General features: G+C 57.6%; 20 protein-coding genes. 1 reads left to right on the forward strand and 19 read right to left on the reverse strand.

Annotated features, from left to right (window positions below):
• Positions 1 to 5: 5 nt before the first annotated feature.
• From PPRO_RS12165 to prsT, 19 genes are all read right to left on the reverse strand, one after another.
• Positions 6 to 1,055: a glycosyltransferase family 4 protein gene (locus PPRO_RS12165; protein ID WP_198138271.1), complete on the reverse strand. Its 1,050-nt coding sequence runs from the start codon at positions 1,053 to 1,055 to the stop codon at positions 6 to 8.
• A complete protein-coding gene (locus PPRO_RS12170) occupies positions 1,040 to 1,804 on the reverse strand; it encodes a class I SAM-dependent methyltransferase (RefSeq protein WP_011736322.1) in 765 nt (254 codons plus the stop codon). The genes PPRO_RS12165 and PPRO_RS12170 overlap by 16 nt, the downstream gene beginning before the upstream one ends.
• A 255-nt stretch (positions 1,805 to 2,059) precedes the next feature.
• Positions 2,060 to 2,344, reverse strand: coding sequence for a nucleotidyltransferase domain-containing protein (locus tag PPRO_RS12175; RefSeq protein ID WP_011736323.1), 285 nt, complete (start codon positions 2,342 to 2,344; stop codon positions 2,060 to 2,062).
• A 71-nt stretch (positions 2,345 to 2,415) separates the two neighbouring features.
• Positions 2,416 to 3,573 (reverse strand): glycosyltransferase, encoded by a 1,158-nt coding sequence (locus tag PPRO_RS12180; RefSeq protein ID WP_011736324.1) that lies wholly within the window; start codon positions 3,571 to 3,573, stop codon positions 2,416 to 2,418.
• Positions 3,574 to 3,960: 387 nt separating this feature from the next.
• The gene (locus PPRO_RS12185; RefSeq protein WP_011736325.1) at positions 3,961 to 4,368 is read right to left on the reverse strand and encodes a GxxExxY protein; all 408 of its coding nucleotides are present in this window, start codon (positions 4,366 to 4,368) and stop codon (positions 3,961 to 3,963) included.
• 324 nt (positions 4,369 to 4,692) lie between these two features.
• The gene (locus PPRO_RS12190; protein WP_011736326.1) at positions 4,693 to 7,257 is read right to left on the reverse strand and encodes an RIFT barrel domain-containing protein; all 2,565 of its coding nucleotides are present in this window, start codon (positions 7,255 to 7,257) and stop codon (positions 4,693 to 4,695) included.
• Complete coding sequence (asnB, locus tag PPRO_RS12195) at positions 7,254 to 9,131, reverse strand: asparagine synthase (glutamine-hydrolyzing) (protein WP_011736327.1); 1,878 nt, start codon at positions 9,129 to 9,131, stop codon at positions 7,254 to 7,256. The genes PPRO_RS12190 and asnB overlap by 4 nt, the downstream gene beginning before the upstream one ends.
• Positions 9,132 to 9,157: 26 nt before the next feature.
• On the reverse strand, positions 9,158 to 10,126 hold the full coding sequence (locus PPRO_RS12200) for a glycosyltransferase (RefSeq protein ID WP_011736328.1): 969 nt from the start codon (positions 10,124 to 10,126) through the stop codon (positions 9,158 to 9,160).
• The gene (locus PPRO_RS12205) at positions 10,126 to 11,391 is read right to left on the reverse strand and encodes a TIGR03087 family PEP-CTERM/XrtA system glycosyltransferase (protein ID WP_041532309.1); all 1,266 of its coding nucleotides are present in this window, start codon (positions 11,389 to 11,391) and stop codon (positions 10,126 to 10,128) included. The genes PPRO_RS12200 and PPRO_RS12205 overlap by 1 nt, the downstream gene beginning before the upstream one ends.
• 1 nt (position 11,392) lies before the next feature.
• On the reverse strand, positions 11,393 to 12,427 hold the full coding sequence (locus tag PPRO_RS12210; RefSeq protein WP_011736330.1) for a FemAB family XrtA/PEP-CTERM system-associated protein: 1,035 nt from the start codon (positions 12,425 to 12,427) through the stop codon (positions 11,393 to 11,395).
• Entirely contained in the window at positions 12,424 to 13,329 is a 906-nt protein-coding gene (locus PPRO_RS12215) for an XrtA system polysaccharide deacetylase (protein WP_011736331.1), read from the reverse strand. The genes PPRO_RS12210 and PPRO_RS12215 overlap by 4 nt, the downstream gene beginning before the upstream one ends.
• Positions 13,326 to 14,654: a TIGR03016 family PEP-CTERM system-associated outer membrane protein gene (locus PPRO_RS12220; RefSeq protein ID WP_049759719.1), complete on the reverse strand. Its 1,329-nt coding sequence runs from the start codon at positions 14,652 to 14,654 to the stop codon at positions 13,326 to 13,328. Before PPRO_RS12220 ends, PPRO_RS12215 begins: the two co-directional genes overlap by 4 nt.
• Positions 14,655 to 14,674: 20 nt before the next feature.
• Positions 14,675 to 15,853, reverse strand: coding sequence for an XrtA/PEP-CTERM system-associated ATPase (locus tag PPRO_RS12225; RefSeq protein WP_011736333.1), 1,179 nt, complete (start codon positions 15,851 to 15,853; stop codon positions 14,675 to 14,677).
• An 18-nt stretch (positions 15,854 to 15,871) separates the two neighbouring features.
• Positions 15,872 to 16,720: an XrtA-associated tyrosine autokinase gene (locus tag PPRO_RS12230; protein ID WP_011736334.1), complete on the reverse strand. Its 849-nt coding sequence runs from the start codon at positions 16,718 to 16,720 to the stop codon at positions 15,872 to 15,874.
• Between the two features lie 72 nt (positions 16,721 to 16,792).
• Entirely contained in the window at positions 16,793 to 18,292 is a 1,500-nt protein-coding gene (locus PPRO_RS12235; RefSeq protein WP_011736335.1) for an XrtA system polysaccharide chain length determinant, read from the reverse strand.
• Positions 18,293 to 18,343: 51 nt separating this feature from the next.
• The gene (locus PPRO_RS12240) at positions 18,344 to 19,195 is read right to left on the reverse strand and encodes an XrtA/PEP-CTERM system exopolysaccharide export protein (protein ID WP_011736336.1); all 852 of its coding nucleotides are present in this window, start codon (positions 19,193 to 19,195) and stop codon (positions 18,344 to 18,346) included.
• Positions 19,196 to 19,232: 37 nt separating this feature from the next.
• The gene (locus PPRO_RS12245; protein WP_083761250.1) at positions 19,233 to 20,411 is read right to left on the reverse strand and encodes a TIGR03013 family XrtA/PEP-CTERM system glycosyltransferase; all 1,179 of its coding nucleotides are present in this window, start codon (positions 20,409 to 20,411) and stop codon (positions 19,233 to 19,235) included.
• A complete protein-coding gene (locus PPRO_RS21515; RefSeq protein ID WP_011736338.1) occupies positions 20,412 to 20,630 on the reverse strand; it encodes a hypothetical protein in 219 nt (72 codons plus the stop codon).
• Positions 20,631 to 20,638: 8 nt separating this feature from the next.
• Entirely contained in the window at positions 20,639 to 23,293 is a 2,655-nt protein-coding gene (gene prsT, locus PPRO_RS12250; RefSeq protein WP_011736339.1) for an XrtA/PEP-CTERM system TPR-repeat protein PrsT, read from the reverse strand.
• A gap of 462 nt (positions 23,294 to 23,755) precedes the next feature.
• Between prsT and PPRO_RS12255 the strand changes: the two genes are divergently transcribed.
• Positions 23,756 to 25,210: a B12-binding domain-containing radical SAM protein gene (locus PPRO_RS12255; RefSeq protein WP_011736340.1), complete on the forward strand. Its 1,455-nt coding sequence runs from the start codon at positions 23,756 to 23,758 to the stop codon at positions 25,208 to 25,210.
• The last annotated feature ends 35 nt before the right edge of the window (positions 25,211 to 25,245 follow it).

Genomic DNA, 25,245 nt, shown 5'->3' on the forward strand with positions numbered 1-25,245 from the left:
ATAGCCTATCGTTCAGAGTAAAGAACGTTACAATACAACTTATTGTAGGACTCGAAAAAAGCCGCGTTACTAAAATGCGTTTGCGCACACCTCTCTGCTTTTGATTGCAGCTTCGCGTAGTTGACAATCATATCATCCAGTGCCTGGACAAGCTTATCAACCTGTGGTTCGAAAACCACTCCGCATCTTTCACTAACAATTACATCAGCAATACCTACTCTCGATGAGGCAAGTACTGGCCTTCCAGTAGCCAAGCTCTCGACAGCTGAATTGGGACAAGACTTTGTGTTTTTTGCAGTAGTGAATGGTACGATAGCTGCATGGCTTTCCTGATAGAATCGGCTCATATCGTTCAGGTCATTATGAATCACAGTGACGTTAGTCACGCCAAGTTCTGCTATCCACTGCTTCAGCAACTCTATTGTATTTCCACGCTTACGCCACAAAAGGACAAACTTAATGTTGTCTCTCGCTTTTGCCGCTTCCAGCATTAGGCGCACTCCCCGCGACTCCATATATTCCACAGCAAAAGGACTACTGGCAAAAACAACCCGGAAGCGGTCCTTGATTGGGGGAGGCGCAACGGCTCTAAACACAGAGAGATCAGTTCCTGGATAGATGACTGTGACTTTCTCTGGGGGCAGACCAACACTAAGGAGGTGATCGCGATCCCGAACTGACTCCACCACGATCTTACGCACCTTTGCATAGTGGTCGACAGACAGCACATTATCAACCGAGATGGCAGTCAAGATCATTGGCTTATTACCACGCATTTTCAGATAGTGATAACAGTCGATACCGTGAAACACGTGGATGAGTTGAAAATTTCTCGCCGCAAGCTGAGCCCAAAACCTAAGCGAAGGCAATAAATTGGCAGGAAAAGCGAAATACCCTTGTGATGGGGAACGCAAAAAACCCCCATCAGGGGAAGTTCCAATAACACAACTATCCCGGAAATACCGATGCAGCGAGAATACCTCCTTGGAAATGCCCTCCCGGTGAGGTTCTATGGCACCACATAAATACAGGATCCTACCTATATTTTCTGACACAATACGATCCACTCAAGGGGTTGACCGATTTTCGCAGCCTCAACTAATTTCATCAAACGGTATGCCAGTTTTTCGGAACGTGGCCCGATCAGTATCTGTATTTTGCTGAGCAGTGAATAACAGCGTTGTACCGCGATATACTCGACAATCCTGAATTGATTCTGTTTCAATTCTTGCTCAAGCTGTTGAAAATCATATAGTTCATCGTAAATAGGATATTCATCGACTGTGGCATTTGCGCGAAGCGGCTCAGAAACCTGACGGTTTATTGCATCGAATATGAGAAAACCGTTTGGTTCAAGATGCTGATGTATCTGGTTGTAGATCCGATTTCTGTCTTCTTTATGAAAGTGCCGGATGAATCTGAATGAGTATGCAAGTTGAAAAATATCCTTAAATGGCATGTCAAAGGCATCACCGGCAACAGATTTCCAGTTTTCTGCAAGCCCGGAGGCAGACAACCTTTTTTGCGCCTGTTCGAGCATATTTACATTGAAGTCCATGATAGTGCCATGCGTCTGACGACACGATGCTCCAATATCTACAGTCAGACGCGCCGGTCCAGGCGCAACTTCCAGAACACTTGTGATTCGGTGCTTTGTTATGGCTTCGACCACGAAACTGACTTGCGCTTCGTGCAGAATTCTTCCGATGGCTGAAGAGAACCTGTCTTCAATATAAGAGTCAGAGACCTTGTTTTCGGAGTAGGCTTTTTTCAACTGCTCAATATGGTCATCATCGTATGTCACGCTACCTCCGCAAAATCAATTAGATAAGTATGACTGCTAATACACATTATTCATCATTCCCCAGACGCAAAATATCTCTCTGCCCCGTTTCTGACTGATATCCATCAATACGCCCCTGCTGTTCCCCTGCAGTACTCATAACAACCCCACTGTTCATGGTCTTTAGCAGCGTCACCGATATCCTCCTGGCAGACCATTACACCCCTGGCATCCACAAGCAGTTGCAGTTCACGCGCCAACAACAACCGCATCCTGTCAGTCACAATTCCACCCGCTGTCAAGCGCAAGCCGTACAAAGGGATCTGAATCATCCGCTGCCACGACGATATCAATCTTCTGTTCACCGAGAGTCTCGTAGAGTTTCATTTTGATGGCTCTCTTGGTATCTGCTGTTATCTTGCCGGACATGAGCAGCAAATCGATATCTCCCCCCTTTTTGGTATCATCGACGCGAGAACCGAACAGATACACGCGGGCATTGCTGTCGAAAAATCTCACCGTTGTCAGAATTGCGGCCCGCTCATAATCCTTGAGCCTCATAATATCGCCTCACCTCGAGAACTGTTTGCGACAAGGCATCATCCCATGTTCCATTGGTCGCACGCTACAACCTACCTGAAATTACTACACCCGTACAGTTCGGTATAATTGTTCATCATTCCGGCAACGGAAAATGCCGCCGCAACCCGTTCCCGTGCACGGTCACCCACAGCGGGAGACGAGGACGTATCGGCGAGCATCCGGACGACTCTGGCCCCCATGGCACCATCATCATCCACCGCTACCATGAACCCCGTCTCTCCCTCTACCACCACTTCCCGGTTCCCCCCCACATCTGTCACCACCGCCGGAACCCCGCTGGCCATGGCCTCCAGCAGCGTCACCGATATCCCTTCGGAAAACGAGGTCAGCAGAAACACATCGTACAACTGGTAGACCTCGGGAAGGTCAAAGCGAAGACCGATGAATTTCACGCTATCGGCAATGCCCAGTTCAACGGCCAGAGCCTTGAGGCGCTGTTCTTCCTCCCCCTGCCCCGCTATCACCAGACAGGTGTCCGGTACTTTCTCCACCACCAGCTTCAGCACCCGCAACATCATGTCGATGTTCTTGATGCTGTTGAGCCTGGCGGCGGTGCCGATGATTCGGCAGGTTGGGCACAGCCCCAGTTCCCGCCGCTTGGCAGCCTTGTCAACGGGAGGATTGAGCCTGGTGGTGTCGATACCGTTATGGATGACCCGGATCCGGCGCAGCGGAAAATTGTCGTAGCTGGCCATGGCCTGGGCCGTAGCCCGGGAGATGGATACCAGATGGTCCACCCCCAGGGCCAACAGCGGGTTGAAGAGGGTTCGCTTCCAGCTCTTCCGTTCCGGGTAGAAGCGGCCATGCTCGGTGTAGACCAGCTTGACCCTGCCGGCCAGCAGGGCCGCCGGCACCGCGTAGAAAAGGGGGGAGTACTGGTGGGCATGGACCACATCTGCCTTTTCCCGCCTGATGATGTCCCTGAGCCAGGTGACCATCTCCAGATCCAGCCCGGGGCGGCGCCCCTTGCAGTAGACCCGGTACCCCTCCCGGATCAGCTTTTCGCCCAACTCCCCCAGGCTGTCCATGCAGCAGACCACCGGGGGATTGGCGGCAAAGACCGGATAGCGCACCATATCATAGACCAGCCGCTCGGCCCCGCCAACAACCATGGAAATAACCACGTGGATGATTTTGGGGGTGTGTATTTTTGAATCCTGTATGTCCACGGAAAGCACAGAAGCCACTGAATAATCACCCTTTTTCTAAAAACAGATTCGTGTCCACTGAAATCACGGAAGACACCGAAAGGTAACTTTCATTCAAACTTTCAGTGTTTTCAGTGTCTTCAGTGGATAATTACGTGTATTTTTAATCCCGATTATCCATGGGAAGCACTGAATAGATCAACCTTCTTCAAAAACAGATTCGTGTCCACGGAAATCACGGAAGGCACCGAAAGGAAACCTTTCATTCCTTATTCCAAACTTCCTGATTACATATTTTTTTGCCACAAAACATAGAACCACAAAAGTACCAGTCATTTGCCTTTATTCCAAACTTTCCGTGCTTTCAGTGTCTTCAGTGGACAATCAACCGTTATTTTCTTTATTTAGAGTATTCAGTGGACATATTTATAGCACAATCCGTTCTACGGTTGCTTTTGGATAACACCCGAAATTGACGAGAAGACCAAGCCGCTTCTCCGATGCTTTCAGATAATTCAAAACCTGGGCTTTATGTTCTCCGGTTGTGGCAGAAAGTGCTTTGATCTCGACAATGATGGAATCAAAACAGACAAAATCGGGACGATATGTTTGATTTAACGGAGTACCTTTGTAGCTCAGTTTCAGTTCCTGTTGCGCAGCACATGGAATACCGCATCTGTTGAACTCTTTTTCCAGGCACTCCTGATACACAGCCTCCAGAAATCCGCACCCCATTTCCCGATAAACCTCAAATACGACTCCACGTATGGCGTAAGTTTCCTTCTCGTAAAGAAGAGTTGTGTCAACTGAAGTTGCAAACAGGTCACCGCTCATCTATCATTCCTCATTCCGTTTTTTGTACTATCTGTCCACGGAAAACACGGAAAACACAGAAAAAACAAATATGCAATTCCCACAACAGACATGAACAACATTTCTTCAGATTTCTATTGCCCGATTATCTCTAATTTCAGTGCCTTCCGTGATTTCAGTGGATGATTCACAGGGAAAACACGTGTCCACGGAAAACACGGAAGACACCGAAAAAAAAATGATGCATTTCCCTCAATAAATATGAACAACCATTTGTTCAGATTTCTATTGCCCGATTATCTTCTCATTTCAGTGCCTTCCGTGATTTCAGTGGACAGATACCGATTACAACCGCGCCTTCAGCCATGCCAGTTCTCTTTTTATATTTATTTCCCTGAAGGCCTGTACAATGCCAGATGAAGCTCTCAACAACACGCTCCACAGGGTGAGATAGGGAACCGGACGACCTAACGGTTTATGGCCGTCCATGTAAGATTCCTCGGGAACCTCAGCTGACAACCGCTCCCCTACCCAGCCATTCTGCAGCATGAGCACCAGCGGCCGGGCATAGCATGAACTGGGAAACCGGGACAACTCGCCACAGGCGTATTCGTAATAAAACCTCGCCTTTACCAGGAAGGCATCCCTGGTCCGCGGTGAATCCGCATATCGGGCAGCTTGGCAGAAGATCACACTCTTCCTCAGATCCTGGGCCACCCAGGTCTCGTTGGGGTACTCCAGAATCTCCGGCTTTTCCAGGTAGGGGTACTCGTTCTCCAGCATCCACCCCGCATAGACAAGCAGGGATGCCCGGGCATGGGCGAAACCGGCATCCTGTTCCCCCAACTCCACCTTTTTATCGAGATACTTGCCAACCGCCACCAGAAGGACCGTATAGGACCAGGCTATCTCCGCGTTGAGCAGGTCCCGACGGACAATGTCGTCTTCAGGGTGCAGGGTATCCCTGATCAAGCGCTCAGCTTCATCCAGAAATCGTCGCCCCCCTCCGGCCTCGAAGGCATCGATGCAGGCCGAGATGGCGTTGCCGGTGCCCCGGGTCAGGGGGTGACGGGGAAAGAGCCGCTTCTCTCCCCGACAGGAGCGCCAGAGGGAGACATAGCCCAGGCCGCGCTTCAGGGCCGCCAGCACAGCTGCCGGCCCCATGAGGGCACTCAGCTCCCACTGGGCCAGATCCAGCACCGCCTGCCTGAAATCCTCGTTTCCGGTCTGGAAGTAGTGATACATCAGGCCACTGGTGTAGCAGTGCTCAGCCCCCGGTCCGCCGCCGCAGAAGCGCGGATCCTTGTTTTTCAGATGCTCTCGTGAAAATGAACGATGGGTGGAAAGGCCGGCGTCGATGTAGTGGTCAGTGTGCCAGAAGAGGCCGTGGTTGTACTCCTCGCGATCCCCGTCGGTGTGGTAGAGGTCGATGTCCCGCACATGGCGGGCGAGGTCCGCGGCCAGATCCCGCCATCCCGGATCCCCCGTGGCGAAGAATTTGCGGTAAAGCCCGGCAATGAAATCGTACTGGTTGTTGTAGTGGGAAACGAAGGTCTCCTGGCCTTTGTGAAAGACAGCCTCGTGATCGGCAGGGATCTCACCGAAATTGCGCCAGCCGTACTCGTCGGCAACCTCCCGTTTGGCCAGCAGATCCTTTGTGGTGACGAACCGATCCACCAGATCGTCATTCCCCGGGAGGTCGTAGATGACTCCCGACTCCCGATACACCTCCGGAGCGGCATGGACAACGAGCGGTGCAAGCGTCCAGACCAAGCCATCCCTTCCCGTTGCAAAATCAACCCAGAACCCATGACTCTTCTGCTCCCCCCCCTGCAGTTCGTGCGGACCGGGAAAACGGGCAGGGAAGGGTGAAAAGCAGAGAATTCCCTCGTCCACCGCGATCTCGGCGGGGAATTCCTGCCAAAACCGGGGAACGGCTACTGATATCCCGGTCTGTCCCTGCCCCTGCCACACCAGCGGTGTTGCCCGCAGTCCGGATGATGTCTCCTTTCCGTTGACCTCGGTCACAAAGCCGCGACGTTGCATGGGCACCCGCCCCTCATGGTTGCGGTGCACCGGACTGCGCCAGTTCTCGCCGCCGCTGGATTCCTGATACAGGGAGAAAGGGGAAGCGCCGGGAACGGCCAGGGGAGTCCCCCCCGGAGCCGGGATGCAGCAGGTCTCTCCTCCCACCCCATTGGCGGCGAAAGAAAAAACGAGGCTCCTGAACAACAGTGAGCCTTCGTCACCCAGATCCCACAGCCCGCCCCGGTGACGGGCGGCAGCCGGGTTGTGCAGGGTGAATTCTATTTTCACGGCGCTGCTGTCGGCCAGGAAATGCAGGCGGCAGAAGAAGCGGGCCTTTTCGGAAAAACGCCCCGCCAGACGGACAATAGCCCGCAGCGGCCCGGCTTCCTCCAGGGTAATCTCTTGGATGTCGGCAGCGGTTTGAGCGGCACCACCGCTGCTGAGCAGACAGGAACTGGCTGACGGTCGCAGCACATCCACGCCGTCTATCATCACGGCAGTGAAGGGGCGGAATGTGCGGGCGTCGATGGTGAAAGCGGCTTTTCCGGTGTCGACGTACCAGGCTTCATCCCCCGGCTGCACCCGTATCGTGCCGGCAACCGCCGAGGCATCCCCTGCCGCTAAAAAGGAATATTCCGACGACCCTCCGGCGCCAACCGTTGCGGAAAAATCCAGCAGAATCCACTTTGACGAACCATCCGGCCACTGTTTCAGCACCCTGCTCTGACAAGGTAGCTGCTCCCCTCCCGGGCCGGAGAGCGCCACCGGTTGACCGGCCGGGAATTCGCCACGGGCACAGGGAACGCCCAGCCTGACGATCTCACCACAGCGGGAAATGCCCGCGGTCTCTCGGACGAGGATGTGCCTGGTCGTGGTCATCATCCGCTGGTCCCCAGATAATTCATGCGCCAGAGAGAAAAGGAAAACAGGGTCCAGAGCAGTGTGCCATGATCCATCTTCTTATCCTGGTGCTCTTGCCAGAGGCGCCGCAGGCAGGCCGGCGAGAAATACTCCTCCATCCCGGGCCCCAGCAGATGTTCCTCGGCCACCCCACGCAAGTCCCGACGGAACCAGTCGCCCAGCGGAACCGTGAAACCATGCTTGCGCCGGTGGAGGATGGAATCGGGAAGCACCTTACGGAAGGATTGCTTCAACAGGTATTTCTTGGTGGCACCGCGGATCTTCCAGGAACTGGGCAGGGAGGCAGCGAACTCGATGACACGGTAATCCAGAAGCGGAGCCCGGACCTCCAGGGAATGGGCCATGCTCATACGGTCAACCTTTACCAGGATGTCATCGGGAAGATAGGTTTTGAGATCAGTGTAGAGCATGCAGGCAACATGATCCGCCCCCCGCATCTTATCCCAGGCATCCACGGTGTGCCGCGACGGATCATAGCCGCTGGTTCCGCGCCTGAGGCGTTCACCCAGCAGTTCATTGAGAAGATCGTCCTCTATGAAGGTATTGGTACGGTAGAAAGCCACGGCCGGATCGGAGAGGGCGCCTCCGGTCAGTGTGCGGACCTTGCGGGCCACCACTCCCGGCTGACCCTGGGCAACCCCCCGCAGAAACCTCAGAATTGGACGCGGAACCAGTTGACGCGCCTGGTGCTCGCGCCGGTCGATAGTGTATTTCTCGTAGCCGCCGAAGCTCTCGTCACCGCCATCGCCGGCCAGGGCCACCGTGACGTCCTGGCGGGCCAGCCTGGAGACATGATAGGTGGGGACGGAGGAGGAATCGGCAAAGGGTTCGTCGAAAAAGCGCGCCTGACGCAGCACTGTTTCCGGCAGGTTTTCCCGAACCATGTACTCCCGGTGATCGGTGCCGAACAGGGCCGCAACCTCGCGCGCATAGGGAGTTTCGTCATGTGTCCGGTCAGAAAAGCCGATGGAGCAGGTCCTCACCTTTTCGTTGGAGACGCCAGCCATCAGGGCAACCACGGCGCTGGAATCGATGCCGCCACTGAGAAAGGCACCCAAGGGAACGTCGGAGATCATGCGGCAACGGGTGGCATCCCGCATGAGGTACAGCAGCTCATCGGCCGCATCCTCGATGCTTCCGCCTCTCGTGCGCGAGAAGTCCACATCCCAGTACTGGCCGATCCTCGGTTCACTCCCCACCCGCAGTTCCAGCCAGTGCCCAGCCGGGAGTTTGTGGATATTGCGAAAAATCGATTTCGGAGCCGGCACATACAGGTACTTGAGGTAATCCACCACCGCGGTCGGATCAATCTCCCGCGAGATCCCGGGAACCTGCAGGAGCGCCTTGATCTCCGAGGCGAATGCCAGGCGGTCGCCGCCTGCATGGTAGTAGTAAAGCGGCTTCTTGCCGATCCGGTCACGGGCCAGAAAGAGGGTCTTCTCCATTCTGTCCCACAGGGCGAAGGCGAACATGCCGTTCAGGTCGTTCAAGCATTCGCGCCCCTTTGCCGCGTACAGGGCCAAGATCACTTCGGTGTCGCTGCGGGAATTGAAGACGGTTCCCGCTCTCTCCAGTTCATCTTTCAGTTCGCGATAGTTATAGATTTCTCCGTTGAAGACGATCACGTAGCGACCATCCCCGAAAAACATCGGCTGGTTGCCATCGCTGGAGAGGTCGATGATGCTCAGGCGACGGTGGGCCAGTCCGACATGTTCGTCCAGGTACTCGCCACCGGCATCCGGCCCGCGGTGACGTATCGCCTCACCCATCCGGCGAAGTACCGATTCATCGGCACCAGGGGCGCAGGATCTGAAGAAGCCGGCTATGCCGCACATATGGATTCAACCTTTCCGGACATCAGTTATCTCCAGCGCAGGCTCGCCAACCCGCGGGCGAGAAAATAGATGTTGAACAGCACGTACAGTTGCGACACTGCGACAACTCTGCTGGAGCGGATCTTCCAGAAGGCCAGCACCACCAGCGGCACCTGCCAGATCAGTAGGAGACCGGCAAGGCCGTACAGAAGCAGATCCCGGGGAAGAAAAGCCCCTGCCAGAAGCAACGCTGCCAGGGCAAAAACCAGCAGGCAGTAGATGATCGGCAGCGCCACACTCGGCAGTTCCCGCCACTGAAAGGAATGACTCCCCAAACCCCGCAGGTTACCCAGCGCCCGCCAATGCTCCTTGCGGAAGAAGTGCAGCAAGGAGGCTGCCTCGCCGTGGTGCACGGCAACGATCCGATCGTCGGAAACCAGGCGCCCCAGACGACGCAAACGAAGCGAGAGATCGTAGTCTTCGCAGGTAACAAGTGCGGCATTGAAGCCACCCACCTGCTGGAAGGCCTGGCGCCGGACAAACATGTTCATGGACTCCAGCCAGTCAGTATCAGTGATCCCCTCTTTCCTGCGAACCCAATACCATGCCCTTTGCACCCAGGTGCTGTCCGGGGGAACAACCGGGGGGCTGCCGAAGCAGACCACGTCTTCGGTGTCGAGGTAGCGCGCAGCCTCACGAAACCAGGTGCGGGGGACGGTACAGTCGGCATCCAGAAACACCAGTATCTCTCCCCGGGACTGGGCGGCGCCGTAATTACGCAAGGCAGCGACAGTATCTCCGGGCCGGACAAAGACCGTAGCGCCGTGGAGGCGTGCGATGGCCGGCGTAGCGTCGGATGAGCCGTTGTCGATGAGCAGAACCTCTACATCATCGTCCGGCCAGTCAACCGCATCAATGGACTGGAGGCAATGGCCGATATTGCGCTCCTCGTTCCGAGCCGGAATGATCACCGAATACGTCGTCTTCAGGGTTTCTCCCGACACCCTCGCTCTCATCACTCCACCACCGGAAACGGAGCACTATCGGCGGATGCTCCCCGCAAGAGTTCATCCAGTGCCTGCAACCTCGCGCTCCACGAGTATTTCTCCTCCACTGCTCGGCGTGCGTGGAGGGCCATATCGTGACGCCAGCCCAGCTCACGGAGCATCTCTATGGCTTTCGCCGCAAAGAGTTCCGGTTCGGCCGGGACCACGAGCAGATCCCTTCCCGCCTCTACCTCCAACCCTTCGAACGCCTGGGGAGTTACCAGCGTGGCGATACCCATGGCCATGGCTTCCAGCACCTTGTTCTGGATGCCGCGGGCGATGCGGATCGGCGCCACCGAAAGGTCAGACTCCCAGACAAACGGGCGAACATCCGCTACCCGTCCCGTCACCCTGACCCCCGGATACGTTTCCAGTACCCGGACCTCTTCACCTGCCCCGCCGCCTACTATCCAGAATTCAACATCTCCCAGCGTTTCCCGGATGCGCGGAAGCACCTCGCGGGCGAACCAACAGACGGCGTCGATGTTGGGCAGATAACCCATGGCGCCGCAGAAACTGATCCTGAGGTTCCGTTGGCCCGTTGTTTCCACAGAGGGATGAAAATAGGCCAGATCAACACCATTGCCGACGGCGTGTATTTTATGTAGGAGACCGGTCCGGTTCCGGAAGACGTCGGCCTCCGCCTCGGAAACCAGCGCCACCGCGTCGAACCAATGGGTTATCTGTTGCTCGTAGCGCCGGAGAAGCCAGCCTTCGAGCCGGAAGACCCATTTGAGCGGTACGGCATGACGTTGCGCGTACTGTTCCCATTTGTCCGAATCCACATCCACCAGATCCATGACACAGGTCATCTGCCGGTCAGATGCCTGCGACAAGGGGGTGCAGGATGACCGGCGCAGGTATTCGGCTATCGGACCACAGAAGCAGAGCACAGCCGAAACAGGGTGATGCGAAAGGATCTGATCAACCTTTTTCTGAAGATCGGAACTGTAAAAAAAACGCGCGCTCATAGGGAGGCCACGCAGGGGAGCAGATAGGCTTCGTATCTTTTGAAACAGGGGATTGATTGGCTCAATGGCAACCGTAGCGCAGAGCCTGCCCAGTTCTTCGACATGCCCCAGGTCAACCGGGTCGTCGGCCAGAGCGCAAAGGTGAACTCGCCAGCCTTGTTCTGTAAGAAACCTGAGTTGGTTATAGGAGCGGATTTTATCCCCTTTGTCGGGAGGATAGGGTACCCGATGTACGATCATGAGCAGGTCGCCTCTGACCGTCATATCAGGGAATGTTCCGCACGATGTGCGGACCTAACAGCCTGGTCAGGCTCAAGGGGAGTTTCCGCCAGATCTTGATCGCCATCTCGTACTTGGGGTTGTTGGGATTCAACTCCGGCAAGGCTTTCCCCTCTTCCATCAGGTACTGCCAGTGAAGCTGCACCGCTAACGCGCCCCACTGCTTCTTGAAGTTGAAGGTGCCCTCGTTGGGGGTGGAACGGCCGAAGTCGAATTTCTCGAATCCCGCGCCTATGGCGAACCTGATCGCCTCCCAATAGAGCATGTTGTTGGGGCACATGCTCTTGAAGTCGGCAATCGATGAAGCCCAGGGGATCTCAATGGTATCCCGGAACCACGTGACAATGCCGGCGGCGATGACCCTGCCATTGTGGCTGACACTGATGATATGGCTCGCTTCGGGCAGTTCGGTCAGAACGTTGCGGAAAAAGTCCTTACCGTACACCGGCGTCCCCAGGTCGCGCATGTTGCGGGCAAAGACATCGTAGAATCCATCCAAAAGCTCAAGACCACCCAGAGCGGGAACAAGGCCGCTCTTCTCCGCCTTGCGCACCTGATTCCTCAGTTTGGCGTTGAACCCCTTCCACTGGGCTTCCTCGCTCTTCTCCAGGGAGAGAATCATGGTGACCTTGTGCTGTTTTGACGGCAAGGATTCAACAACGTTGCCACAGTGGCGTAGCTCAACGTGGCCGGCGTTGAGTTCAGCTCTCAGTTCACCAGCCTTGCGCAGCAGGCAGCGCGTCGCTTCGCTGGAGTCAGCCAACAGTCCACCGTAGTTGAAGAAGGGGAGCGAGACCAGAAACGAGCCGAACAGCCTGCTGTCCATATGCACCAGAGGCAATACCCCCCTGATGCGCCCGGCATCATCCGTTGCCGCCAGATAGTGGGTCCGGTGGCCGAAGCTGCGCTCGACCACCCTCCTCCAGGGACTCTGGTGGTAGTTGGTCGCCTCGGGGTGGGACGTGACGTAGTTATCCCATCCCACATGCGAACCGTCTATTGTCTCGACGCGAAGATTCATCGACCTTCCACCATTCTCACCCTCAAAACACTGCTTATCTTGTTTTCCGAGTTCTGTTCCACTGTCCTTAATACACTTTCCATTGTCCCGAAACGGGCATTGCCGATTATGTGGCGTAACTTCCCTTCCGTACTGTTTAAATTCAGGTAGTGCCTGAATCGCGACTTGAAACCGGCCTTGATGCGCGGCTGGTCCGGATCGATCTCCCAGGGATGGAAGTAGAGCACGGCAGGCTGGTTTTCCCGTTCGTTGATGGCGGCAATACAACGCCGCAGCAGGTGAGCGGGAAACAGGCGCAGGTAGCCTCCCCCGGCAATGGGCAGGCGGTATTCCCTGCTGCCACATTTCAATGGATAGGTGGTCAGGGGGAATTCGGCGATGCTCCCCGACTGGCGTGTGATGACGTGCGGAAAACGGGGCGCATCGGGTATGCCATAGGTGTCGTGGTACACCGGGAAGATGCTGGAGTCGTAGCAAAACCCCTCCTCGATGAGGATATCCAGCGCCCAGAGCGACTGCCTGGTGATGGAGTAACTGGGGGCGCGGTAACCGCGGACCTTCTCGCCGATGATATCCTCCAGAATTTCCTTGGCCTTGCGAATATCCCGCCGAAAGGCATCCGGGCCGATGACGTAGACCAGTTCATGTCCATAGCCGTGGCAGGCTATCTCGTGCCCCCGGCCATGGATCTGGCGCACCAGGGTCGGCACCCGCTCCGCTACCCATCCCAGCACGAAAAAGGTGGCCTTGACCTGGAACTCGTCCAGCATGTCCAGGATGCGACGGGTGTTGGCTTCCACCCGCAGGGGATAGCCATCCCACTGCTCGCGCCCGATGTGCCGGGCAAAGGCGTTGACCTGGAAATAGTCCTCAACGTCTATGGTCAGGGCGTTCAGCCTCAAAATGTTTTCCGCACCTCAAGGATCACCCTGTTGACGTCGATGGAGTCCGAGGTGGAGTCCAGGTCGCGGAGTTGCGTGTCGTAGCTGTAGGTCAGGCCCAGTGACAAGTCGTCCTTGAAGGCATAGTTCAGTCTGACCGATCCGATGAGGCGATAGGGGTAATCTTCGTCGTACTCCGAGTCCAGCTGATTGTAATCGGAATCATAGTCGGTATGCTCCCCGGTCACGGACAGGCCGAGATTCAGTTTTTCGTAGATCTCGTAGGCTCCAAAAAGCCTGAGGGCAAGCTTGTCGCGGGAAGAGCCGCTGTCCTGGGTGTCATCGTACTCCGTATAGGTGGTGGAAAAACCCATGGAACCGCGCTCGAATTTCTTGTCGATACGGCCCATGTAACTGGTCTGCTTGGTGGAGACGCTCAAGGGGTCGACCGATGAGGAGGAGCTTGCCGTGCCGAACGAACCGTTCTGGGGATCGGAGGAATTCTCCACCCGCGTCTCAAAGGTCGCCGTGAACAGGGAGAAGTCGTGGGTTATGCCCGCGTTCCAGAAGATGTAGTCCGTGGAGTCCCCACCGGAGAACAGCTGCCAGGTGTTGCCCACCTGGCCGTAGACAAAGGAGTTGTCGGCGTACTGATACCGGAAGCCGCCGTAGGCGTCGTGCTTGTCGTAGTCGGTGTCGTCGGACAACAGGCGGGTGAAGCCGTACCCGGCCGTGAGGCTGAGTTTGGAGGTCAGTTCATAGCTGAAATCGGCGAACGCGCCGTGCTCGCGCCTGTCGATCCCCTCGCCCCAGTAGCGCACATCGGTGTAACGGTAGCCGGTCTTGAGGGTACCCTTCTCACCCAGGCGCCAGAGCATGTAGGGGGAGATGGTGGCATTGTTTTCGTCGGTCTGGTTGAGAAACAGGCTGCTCTCGGTTTCCCTGCTGCGGGTGACATCCAGGGTGGTTCTGCGGTAGGTGTCCCGCAGGTCGAGGAAGAGGAAGTTCTCGACCAGGGTAACCGTGCCCCGCAGGCTGGCGTCGTGGTTGTACTCGTCCCCCTCGCTGTTGCGGGCGTACTTGAGATACTCGAAGTAATAGGAGACATCGCCTTGCAGCCGCGGGGCGAGATAGCGCAGCGTCGCGCCGGGCCGGACGCGGGTAATGTAGTCCGAGCGTTTGTTAGTGGCGGTTTCATACACATTGTCGTTGTATTCCTCGCTGACGGACAGGGACGGCACCAGTTCCATCTCCGCAGCACGGACAGGCTGGCAGGCGCCCGCAACCATCACCCAGGCACCAAGGACTCCGCCAACCCTCAGGGTTTGAGCCACACCGTTTTTCATGAATTGTTTACCACGCGCTTTCATTTTGAGAAGGAACCGCCGCCAAAGACCCGGCGAACGAAACCGACTTTCGCCGTCTCTCCCGGAACAAGCCGTTCCGCGGACGTTGGGGGACGCAGCTGCTCGATTTTCCTGTTCAGATCCTGGATCTGCGCATTGGTCTGCGTCACATGGGATGCTATGCCTGTCTGCAGGGAGGTCAGCCGGTCGCTCTGCTCCTTGAGGGCGGCCTGCAGGGGAGCCGCTATGGAATTCTCCAGGGATTCCATCCTGCGCGAGATCTCGGAAACCATGCCGAGAAGCTCGTCGGATACCGGGAGCGGGGGCGCGGCAGCGGCATCCGTTGCAGCCGGAGTCCGTTCATCCCTGACAACGCTGCCGGACCAGTAGTAGTTATCGAAGTCAAGGTCCCCCACCACATCCTGCACCATGTCCAGGGAGATGCGGTTGGTCTCGTCGGCAAAGGCGGAAAGCATCAGGAAATCGCAGATGATGTTGATCAGGCGGGGAATCCCCCTGCTGTACCGGTACACCGCGTCCAGCGCTTCGGGGGAGAAGCCGACCGCCGCCCCGTTGCCGGCCACATCCAGACGATGCAGTATGTACTGCTCCACCTCAGCCCGGTTCAAGGCCTGCAGGTGGCAGTTGATGTTGATGCGCTGACGCAGCTGACGCAGCTCCGGGGAGGAGAGTGTTGCGCGCAGCTCGGGCTGGCCGACCAGAATGATCTGCAGGAGCTTGCTGTCCGATGCCTCCAGGTTGGAGAGCATGCGCACCTCCTCCAGCAGGTCCGGCGCCAGGTTCTGGGCCTCGTCGATGATCAGGATCGGCTGGTTGCCGAGGGCGTACTGCTCCACCAGGAAACCGTTCAGGTCATGGATCAGGGTTACCTTGTCCTTCCCCTGGGTGGCAAGACCGAAGTCGTCGTTGATCATCGCCACCAGCTGCTCCGAGGTAACCCGGGTGTTGAAGACCTTGGAGAGCACGGCGCGCTCGTAATGCTTGGCCAGCAGATCCCTGATCAGGGTGGTCTTGCCCGAACCCACCTCGCCGGTGAGCAGGATGAAGCCGGAGCGTTCCCTGATGCCGTAATCCAGATAGGTCAGCGCCTTTTTGTGGGACGTGCTGAGGAAGATGAACCGGGGATCCGGGAGCAGGTCAAAGGGTTTGGCGCGCAGGTTGAAATACGATTCATACATTGCTGCTGACTCCAGGTATCAGGCGCTCTCGCCAGGGCTGACCGCAGCGTAGCTGCGATAGGAATAGTAGCGCTCGACGTTCTGGGTAATGGTGGTGTCGTTGTAGACGATCCCCAAAAGGTCAGCGCCTTTGAGCGCCTCGATGGCATCACTGACATTGTCCTTGGTCGCCGTCTGTTCCTTGACCACGAACACGACGCCATCCACCAGATGCGCCAGGGAGCGGGTCTCGGCAAAGGGAAGCAGGGGAGGAGTGTCGAAAATAATGTAGCGGTCGGTATAGCGGTGCTTGATCTCTTCGACAAAGGTCTTCATCCTAGCGGAGGACAACAGCTCCGCCGGATTGGATACGGCACAACCGGCCGTTACCACCGACAGCTTGCCGATCCCGGTGGGAATGATCGCCTCCCCCAGGTCAACCCCCCTGGTGAGACAATCGGCCAAACCGACGTTGCGCTCGATGTTCAGGTAACGGTGAAGACTGGGGCGCCGCAGGTCGGCATCCAGGAGCAGCACCGTGTGGTCGTATTCCTGGGCCAGGCTGATGGCAAGGTTCAGTGAGGTGAGGCTCTTACCCTCATTGGGGATAGCGCTGGTCACCATCAGCACGTTCTTGAAGGGGTGGACACTGGTCATCTTCACCAGAATGGCCTTCAGCTTGCGATACTCTTCCGCCACGGGCGAGGCGGGATCGTTCAGGGAAACCAGCAGCGGGTCGTCCGACATCACCTTGTTGACCACCATGTCGGGCAGGGGAGCGGTGTGGACCATGCCGCTCCGCGCCGCCGTTTCCTGGGGCTGCCGCATAACACCGGCACTGTTGCGCACCTGCGCGGCCCGTTCCATTGCCTTTTCAATTCTGCTCATCGATTATCCTCGCACATAGTCATGCCGGGCACACAGCCGTACCCCTCTCCAGCCATAGCAGCCACCCGACCTCTACCGCACCTGATCCTTGACGTTCTGGACCAGGTTCGCCGGCCTGAGGGCATCCACCAGGGTATCCATGAAGGTCAAACCGATGAGTTCCGACAGGGGAAAGCAGAGCAGAAACAGGAAATACGCTCCAGCGTACAGGCACAACCGCTTGGTGCGCCTGCGTTGCAGTTCAATGTCGCGCTGGATGCGTATGCGGGAGATGACCGCCAGCACGGGGACACCGAACTGCTTGAGGAAATCCACGTCCTTCACGGTACCGTCCATCTGGTCCAGGAGGAATAGGAGACCGAAGCTCCCCGCCAGTCCGCCGATGAAGCCAAGCAGCATGATCCGCAGCCGGTTGGGGCTGACCGGTTTCTGGGGCAGTAACGCCGGATCGACGATACGGAAGGTGGTTGATTTGTCCTGGACCTCCATCTGCTTGGACACCTCGGACTGGCCGTGGCGGGCGAACAGCTGGTCGTAGATGTTTTTCTGGTTGTTCTTCGCCGTCTCCAGGCGCTCAAGATCGGCCTTGGCGGAAGGGAGGCTGCGCAGCAGCGACTGGTTGGTGGAGATGTACCGTCTCAGGCTGGACTCGCTGGCCCGGATGGCGGCGACCTCCGAGTCGATCTTCTCCAACTCCTGGGGATCCAAGGGCTGAAAGGTGGTGCCTCGCGTTTTCAGCTGTGCCCTGATTGTCTCCATGTCTCCCTTTATCTGGAGAACCTCGGGATAGCTGTCCGTGTATTGGACGCGCAACTCGTCAAGCCGCCGCTGGAGGGCCGAAAGCCGTGCCTGCAGGGGATCGCCGGACTTTCTGGTGACCCTGCGCATTCCCTCCAGCTGCCTGCGGCGCAGTTCCAGGTCGTACAGCTTCTGTTGGGAAACATTGATCTCCTCGAACAGCTTGGCCTCATCCACCGCGATCACCCCACCCTTGTCGCGTTTATAGTCGTTGAGTTCCTTTTCAGCCTTTTCCAGCTTTTCCCGGAAGGTGTCGATCTGTTCGCCGAGGAACTTGGTGGCGTCGTAGGATTCACCACGCTTGGAAGAGGTGTTTTCCTCGATGTAGAGCCGGACCAGGGTGTTGACGAAATCCCTGGCCATCTGGGGATTCTTGTCCGTGTAGGAGATGGTGAACAGGTTCTTGTCCTTGACCTTGACCACCGTATTCTTCTGCAAGGTCAGGTAGAGCGCTTCCATGTCCGCGCCCCCCTTGCGGGTGACGTTCATGTCCAGGTTCTCGGCAGCCTTGCTGAGCAGGGTGCGGCTGGTGATGGCATAGGTGAGAACCTTGATGGTGTCTTCCATGGAGGGAGTGACCGTGATTCCCTTGACCAGTTCGCTGATCACGTTCTTCTCTATGAAGACCGTGCTGGAAGCCTCATACTTTTTGGGCAGAACATAGCTTGTGACAATGGCGATGGTCATGATCAGGAGCGCCAGTTTGACAAACAGCTCCTTCTTCCTGACAATCAGCTCCAGGTACTTCTTGTAATCAAATTCCGAGTCCGACATCGACACCCCGCATGCGTAGCAGCTGTACTGGTTTGGTAACGTTCAACCGGATCAGAAGATGCTCTCCCTGACCACGACGTAGTCTCCCGGCCGAAGAGGCACGTTCTGGGTCAGGTCGCCATCCTTGATCAGTTTCTTTGCCTTCACCTCGAGGGCCACATCCTTTGTCCCCTCTTTCCTGCGGATGATGACGTCGTTCTGATCGGCGAACTTGGTGAAGCCACCCGCCTCCAGAATCGCCTCCATCACCTTGATCCCCTCGCGGTATTCGAGGGCGCGCGGCGTTGCCACCGCGCCGAGAACATAAATATTCCGGTCCAGGAGCTGGGGAACGAAAATGGAGTCATTGGATTCGATGATCACATCTTCAGAGGTGTCGCCGTCGATGAACAGGCGGTAGAAGTTTTCCTTGATCTTTTTGCCGTTACGCAGCACATAGGCGCGCTTGTAATCGGCTACTTTCGAGGTGGCTCCACCCGCTGAACCCGCCGCTGACGTGGAATCCACGGAGGCCTGGCTGCCGATGGAGCAGAGGAGCTGCAAGAGTGAGGTGCGCCGGTTGAGATCGTATACCCCTGAATTTATTCCACTCCCGAAAATATACACCTTGCTGTTGGTTATCTCGCGCACGGTTACGGTTACTATCGGGTTCTTCACCAGATCCTTAAGCTTTTCCGTCAGGCTTTTCTGCAGCTCGGTCGGTGTCTGCCCGCTGGCGGAAAGGTCACCCAGGCCGGGCACGGTGATCTTACCATCCGGACGGACCCTGACCGAAAAGGTCAGTTCCTTGACGCCCCAGACAGCAACATCCAGTCCATCCCCCTCGCCGATCACGTAATCCGCGGCGTGGCAGGAGAGCGGAAGCGCCAGCAGCAGCATCAGAAACAGCGGTATCAGCCTCATGTGGTTTCCCCTTTCGTCGGAAAAAAGCTTCTGTGGTTTAGCGGCCGCCACGTCCGAACAGGACGACCTTGATGGTTTCCAGGAAGATCAGCGTGTCGAGAAACGGACAGACGTTCTTCGTGTAGTAGAGGTCATAGCGCAGCTTCTCCACGGCATCCTCCACGGACGACCCGTAAGGATACCTGACCTGTGCCCAGCCTGTCAATCCGGGCTTGATGAAGTGGCGTTTGGAATAGTAGGGGATGACCAGCTTCAACTTCTCGACGAACTCGGGACGCTCCGGCCGGGGGCCTATCAGGCTCATCTCCCCCTTGAGGACGTTGATCAACTGGGGGATCTCGTCGATGCGGGAGCCCCTGAGGAAGCTCCCCAGGGGGGTGACACGGGGGTCGTTCTTCTCGGCCCAGACTGCGCCCGTGGCCTGCTCGGCATCCTGGCGCATGGTCCTGAACTTGATCAGCGTGAACAGCCGTTCGCCGGCGCCGACGCGCTCTTGCCTGAAAAACACCGGGCCGGGGGAATCCAGCCTGATCGCAACGGCCATCAGGGGGAAGAGCGGGAAGGTCAGCAGCAGCCCCACCAGGGCAAGGAGAATGTCCATGACTCTCTTGGAGATGTTGAAGAGGGTGGTTCTGCGGAATCCGCTGGAGAAGATGAACCAACTGGGGGTGATGGATTCCAGCAGCAGGCTGCCGGTGACGAATTCGTAGAACGAGGGGGCGTCCATGACCGTTATGCCGCTCAGCTTGCACTTGAGCACATCAGCAAGGGGAAAGAAGCCCCGCCGTTCGGTGAGGGCAACGACGATCAGATCCGCCCCTGTCTCGCGGGCGGTGCGCAGCAGATCGCCCCCCTCCCCCACGACCTGTTCCGGAGGAACGACGCTGCCGCCATCATCCCGGTCGGTCCCCCCAGGGGGGGCGGAACTGACGCAGGGGGCGTAGCCGGCGATAGCCAGGTTCCTGCTGGTGGAGGAGAGCAGCTCTCCCATCTGCCTGGCAAGCGGACCGGTCCCCAGGATCAGCACCCGATGGGCGAAGAGTTCCTGGCGCCTGCTCAGCAGAAAGAGGGCATGCCAACCGGACTGGAACAGCAGGTAGAGAAGCAGGGAACCGACCAGCACGCCGCGTCCCAGCACGATGGCGGGATCCAGGTAGTAGACAACGGAGAGCAGGGCGAATGAGGTTACGACGCCGAAGAGGGTGTTGGTGGCAATCTAGCGCCCGGTCGTGTTCCGCTCAAGGTCGTAGCCCTCCATCAGATGGGAGGCGAACAGCGTCACCAGGATAAACACCCCCAGGCTCCCCAGGGTAGCGTTCTCCCGCAATAGCGGCCCCATGTCGGCCCACCCGAAACGGACGCACGCAGCCAGCAGCAGCGCGGCAGCTGCCAGCAGCACGTCTCCGGCGACAAGAATGGTCTCGCGAGCCCCCATGAAACCTCTTATCTCTTCCTCAACCCGGCAAGGAGCGACCTGGCCGCGGGAGCGTCGGCAAACGCACCCTGGGAGAGCGACTTCTGCAGCAGCGTCGTTGCCCTGGCCCTGTCTCCCCGCTCCGCGTACACCAGGGCCAGGTGATAGGTAACGGTGGGATTAGTGGGCAGCAGGGTGCTTGCCCGTTCCAGCACCTTGGCGGCGTCATCCAGGCGCCTGTTCTTCAGCAGGGCAAAGCCAAGCGTATCCATGATTCCGGCGTTTCCCGGTTCCAGCTTGAAGGCGGTGACGGCCAGCCTGAGCGCCTCTTCTTTGCTGCCGAAGCCGGAGGCGCACAGATAGGCCAGGTTGTTCAGGGCAGGCACATAGGTTTCCGACTTGGCCAGGGTGGCGCGGTACCTGGCCACCGCCTCCTTCTTCTTGCCCGTGCTGTCCAGCAGCGCACCCTGGGCGAACAGGGCCGGCACATAATTCGGATTCTTCTTCAGCGCCTCGTCGTACATGGCCATGGCCTGGTTGTGGTCCCTGGCCGACTCCAGCAGATTACCCAGCCTGACCAGAGCCTCCCCGTTGCCCGGTTCCACCCGCAGGCCGTTTCTGACCTCGGCCATGGCGCGGTTGCGGTCACCCAGGCTCTCGTGGACGGAGGCAAGCACCAGATAGCCCCTGGCGGAGCGGGGATACTTGTCGATGAAGACCCTGGCCTGGGAAACGGCCTTGGACGTATCCTTCATTGCCACGTAGGCGCCGATCTTGAGGGCAACGCCCGCATCCGGCTTGACCGCTTCCACCTCATCAAAGACCTTGACGGCCTGCTTGTACTCTTTTTCCACCATCAGCAGGCGGCCCTTCATCTCAAGCGCCGCAAGATTACGGGAATCCTTCTTGAGCAGTTCGTCAACGACCTTTATGGCCTTGCCGGTTTCGCGCTTCTTGGCCAGGTAGGTGGCCTTTGTCAGGAAAGCCGCGGGCTGGCCGGTGTCGGTTGCCCTGTCATAGAAGGCGAGCGCCTCGCGGTCGTTACCCTTGATCTCGTACAAAGCGGCCAGACCGAGCATGGCGCGCAGGTTGCGGGGATCGACGCGCAGCAGTGCACTGTATTCGGCAATGGCATTGTCGTACTTGCCCGAGGCGGCATAGTAGGTGGCCAGGTTCTGGTAGGAGGCGGGAAACGCGGGGTCGACCTGCTTGGCCTTCTGGATGCTCGCCAGGGCCAGATCAGGCCTGTTCTGGGAGAGGTGCACCGAGGCAATGCTGTTGTAGAGGAGCGCATCACCCTTTTTGCCGCTCAGCCCCCCCTTGAGGACGTTCAGGGCCTTGGGAGCGCTGCCCGACCTCATGTAGTACGAGGCCAGGAGCATCCTGCTGTTCAGGGCATCGGGAGCGACCTTCACCGCGGTTGCCAGCTCGCTCTCCCCTTCGGCGTTCTTGCCGCGACTGAAGTAGAAGTAGCCCTTCTTCAGGTAGGCATCCACGATCCTGGGATCGATGCTCGTGGCGCGGTTCAGCTCGCGCATCCCCTCGTCGAACATCCCCTTGGCCATGTAGGCATTGCCCAGCAGGTTGTGGGCCACCGCATCGTTGTCGTCGGCCTGCAGCACCTTTTTGATCTCGCCGATGGCGTCATCCACGCGTTTCTGGGCCAAAAGGACGGTGGCCGTCATCAGCCGCGCCTGACGGGAGGAGGGGACCCTGTCCAGGACCTGGCGGAACTGGCTCAGGCTGCTCTCCAGCTCCCCCCGGCCGTACTGGCAGAGCCCCATGAAGTAATAGGCTTCCAGGGTGGGAGCGATCTTGATGGAGTTCTGCAGGCTGGTCATTGCCTCGGCATACTGCTTGCGCTGGTACAGGACCAGGCCCTTCAGACGGTGCCCTTCGGCGCGCTTGGGAAATTCCTTGATCATGGAGTCGGCGATGCCGTCGGCTTTCGGCAGATCACCCTTCTCAATCTGAATCAGGCCTGACTTGTATGCCGCAAGGGTCTCCGACCTGTCCATGGAGAGTATCCTGGTGTAGATCTCCAGGGCCCGGTCCCGATTGCCGCCCGATTTTTCTATGGCGGCCAGCATGTAAAAGCCCTTGAAGTTTTTCGGGTCGCTTCGGACCAGTTCTTCCAGAACAGCCTTTGCCTGCTGCTCCTTGCCGGCCGCCACATACACGCCGGCAAGCTCAAGCCGTGTTTTCGAACGGGAGGGGGAAGCGGCGAGGGCCTGCTGCAGATAACGTTCAGCATCGTCAAAGCGCTTGGTCACCGCGCAGGCGATGCCCAGGATCTCCAACCCTTCCGCAGAACCGGGGTGTTTGGCAAGGTACTGCTCCCCCAGGGCAAAGGCCTGATCTCCCTTGCGGGTGGCATTGTAGACAGCGGCAAGCTCGACGATCGCCTCGTCACGGGACGGGTTCTGCTTGAGAACCTTCAGGAACTCCCTCTCCGCCTGCTCGTTCTTGCCCAGGCGGGCATAGGCCTTGGCCAACTGGAAACGGGCATCCAGGTAGTTCTCATCCTTTTCAAGGGCATTCTTGAAAAGCACGACGGCACCGCTGGGGTTCGATGCACCCAACTGTTTGATGCCTTCAGCCAGCAACTCTTCCTTTGACTTGCGACCGCACGCGGAGCAGACCGTCAGGACAATCAACAACGCAGCTATCAGTTTCAGTCTCATGCCACCCCTCCTACCCTGAAAATCATCGTAGATATTTTGAAAACAGACCAGTGGTCGGCGTAACGACCTCTGTCTTCACAGGCCCGTTCCCGGCAGTGCGCCGTCCAGCAAAACGCGACAATATTTGGCTTTTACAAATGAGAACCAGGGAGATTCACCGACGTCTGACACCCTGTTGGTATCGCGTTGGGCAACCTAGCATTCGCCGCTTTTTCAGTCAAGGCATTTCCCAAAGGAAATGCCCCACCCATCGGGGCTCACCACAAAACAAGTAGCTCATTTCATTGGACAAGTATATAGTATCCGCTCCTCGAACCTGCACCCCGGGGGAGGATCCCGGCCAGTCATCCGCCCCCTGCCCTGTCATGATCACTATATCTGCCCCTGTCCGGCAGGGCATCCGGCCACACAATTTAAACCTGGTTCATTAAACACACTGACAAACCGGGAAGGAGCATGCTGATGAGCAACAGGAAGAGTATTCTGTTTATTCACCCCCAGGGGGAGAACTGGATTCCGGGCCAGGAGAACATCTCCCGGATCGTCAACATCATGCCTCCCCTGGGGCTGCTCTCCCTGTCGGCATGGCTGGAAAGGCACGGCCACCAAACCTGGGTCCATGACTGCTACGCCTTTCCGGGAAGCGACGACAGGATTCTTGAGACCCTGCGGGAGCAGCAGCCGGACTTCGTCTGTTTCTCCACCACGACCTCCAGCTTTCTCGATGGCATCCGCCTGGCCCACAGGGTCAGGGAAGCCAGGCCGTCGGCCAGATGCGTGTTCGGCGGCGTCCACCTCTCCGCGCTGGGCGAGCGCCTGCTGGCCGAGTATCCGGTCATCGATTTCGGCGTAATGGGAGAAGGCGAGGAGACGCTGCGGGAACTGGTGGAATCCGAGGGCAAACAACTGGCTGACATCAGGGGGCTCATCCATCGTCAGAAAGACAGGGTCGTCTTCAACGGCTATCGTGAGCAGCTGGTGGACATGGACAGCCTCCCCTTTCCCCTGTACGAAAAGCTGCACGGCTTCCCCGACAGCTACCGCCTGCCCATCTTCAGCTACCCCAAAGCGCCCAACACCACCATCATTACCAGCCGCGGCTGCCCCTATACCTGCTCCTACTGCGACCGCTCCGTGTTCCGCCGCTCCTACCGCTACAATTCCCCCCAGTACATGCTGAACTACCTGTTGCATCTGCGCCAGCGCTTCAACATCAGGCACGTCAATATCTACGATGACACCTTCACCCTCAAGCGCCAGAGGGTGCTGGATTTCTGCCAGCTAAAAATCAGCTCCGGCCTGAAGATGACCTTCAACTGCGCGGCCCGCACGGAGCAGCTGGACAGGGAGATGCTCGTGCAACTGAAGCGGGCCGGCTGCTGGATGATCAGCCTCGGGATCGAAACGGGCGATCCGCAGCTGCTGCAGCGTCACCGCTCCTACCTGCCGTCACAGGTGGTGGAGAATCCGCTGCAGAACATCCGCGAAACGGTCCTGCTGATCAAGGAGTGCGGCATCCGCGTCAAGGGCCTGTTTATGATGGGGCTTCCGGGAGAGACCGGGGAGAGCATCAGGCAAAGCATGGAGTACGTGTTCAGCCTCCCCCTGGACGACTTCAACCTCTCGAAACTGACCCCTTTCCCCGGAGCACCGATGTACCGGGATATCCGCAACCATGGCAGCTTTGATGAGACATGGGAACTGATGAATGCGGCCAATTTCACCTTCATCCCCCACGGCTTCACGCGGGAAGAGCTGGAAGGACTGCACCTGGAATTCTACCGGCGCTACTTTTCGCGACCGTCAACACTTTTTAACTACGCCTCGATGATGTGGAAGTCGCCTGACAGCTGGCTGCGTTTCTGGAAGGACCTGCCAACGTTTCTGAAATGCACCCGCAAGGGTAAGAGAAAGTGAAGGGGCGCCGCGTAACGAGGGGGGGGGAATGAAGG

Source organism: Pelobacter propionicus DSM 2379, from assembly GCF_000015045.1.
Lineage (GTDB): Bacteria > Desulfobacterota > Desulfuromonadia > Geobacterales > Pseudopelobacteraceae > Pseudopelobacter > Pseudopelobacter propionicus.

Bases quoted from the DNA above. Each gene is read 5' to 3' on its own strand.
- PPRO_RS12175 (WP_011736323.1), bottom strand. From the start codon at position 2,344: ATGAGGCTCAAGGATTATGAGCGGGCCGCAATTCTGACAACGGTGAGA.
- PPRO_RS12185 (WP_011736325.1), bottom strand. From the start codon at position 4,368: ATGAGCGGTGACCTGTTTGCAACTTCAGTTGACACAACTCTTCTTTAC.
- PPRO_RS12190 (WP_011736326.1), bottom strand. From the start codon at position 7,257: ATGATGACCACGACCAGGCACATCCTCGTCCGAGAGACCGCGGGCATT.
- asnB (WP_011736327.1), bottom strand. From the start codon at position 9,131: ATGTGCGGCATAGCCGGCTTCTTCAGATCCTGCGCCCCTGGTGCCGAT.
- PPRO_RS12200 (WP_011736328.1), bottom strand. From the start codon at position 10,126: ATGAGAGCGAGGGTGTCGGGAGAAACCCTGAAGACGACGTATTCGGTG.
- PPRO_RS12205 (WP_041532309.1), bottom strand. From the start codon at position 11,391: ATGACGGTCAGAGGCGACCTGCTCATGATCGTACATCGGGTACCCTAT.
- PPRO_RS12210 (WP_011736330.1), bottom strand. From the start codon at position 12,427: ATGAATCTTCGCGTCGAGACAATAGACGGTTCGCATGTGGGATGGGAT.
- PPRO_RS12220 (WP_049759719.1), bottom strand. From the start codon at position 14,654: ATGAAAAACGGTGTGGCTCAAACCCTGAGGGTTGGCGGAGTCCTTGGT.
- PPRO_RS12225 (WP_011736333.1), bottom strand. From the start codon at position 15,853: ATGTATGAATCGTATTTCAACCTGCGCGCCAAACCCTTTGACCTGCTC.
- PPRO_RS12230 (WP_011736334.1), bottom strand. From the start codon at position 16,720: ATGAGCAGAATTGAAAAGGCAATGGAACGGGCCGCGCAGGTGCGCAAC.
- PPRO_RS12235 (WP_011736335.1), bottom strand. From the start codon at position 18,292: ATGTCGGACTCGGAATTTGATTACAAGAAGTACCTGGAGCTGATTGTC.
- PPRO_RS12240 (WP_011736336.1), bottom strand. From the start codon at position 19,195: ATGAGGCTGATACCGCTGTTTCTGATGCTGCTGCTGGCGCTTCCGCTC.
- PPRO_RS21515 (WP_011736338.1), bottom strand. From the start codon at position 20,630: ATGGGGGCTCGCGAGACCATTCTTGTCGCCGGAGACGTGCTGCTGGCA.
- prsT (WP_011736339.1), bottom strand. From the start codon at position 23,293: ATGAGACTGAAACTGATAGCTGCGTTGTTGATTGTCCTGACGGTCTGC.
- PPRO_RS12255 (WP_011736340.1), top strand. From the start codon at position 23,756: ATGAGCAACAGGAAGAGTATTCTGTTTATTCACCCCCAGGGGGAGAAC.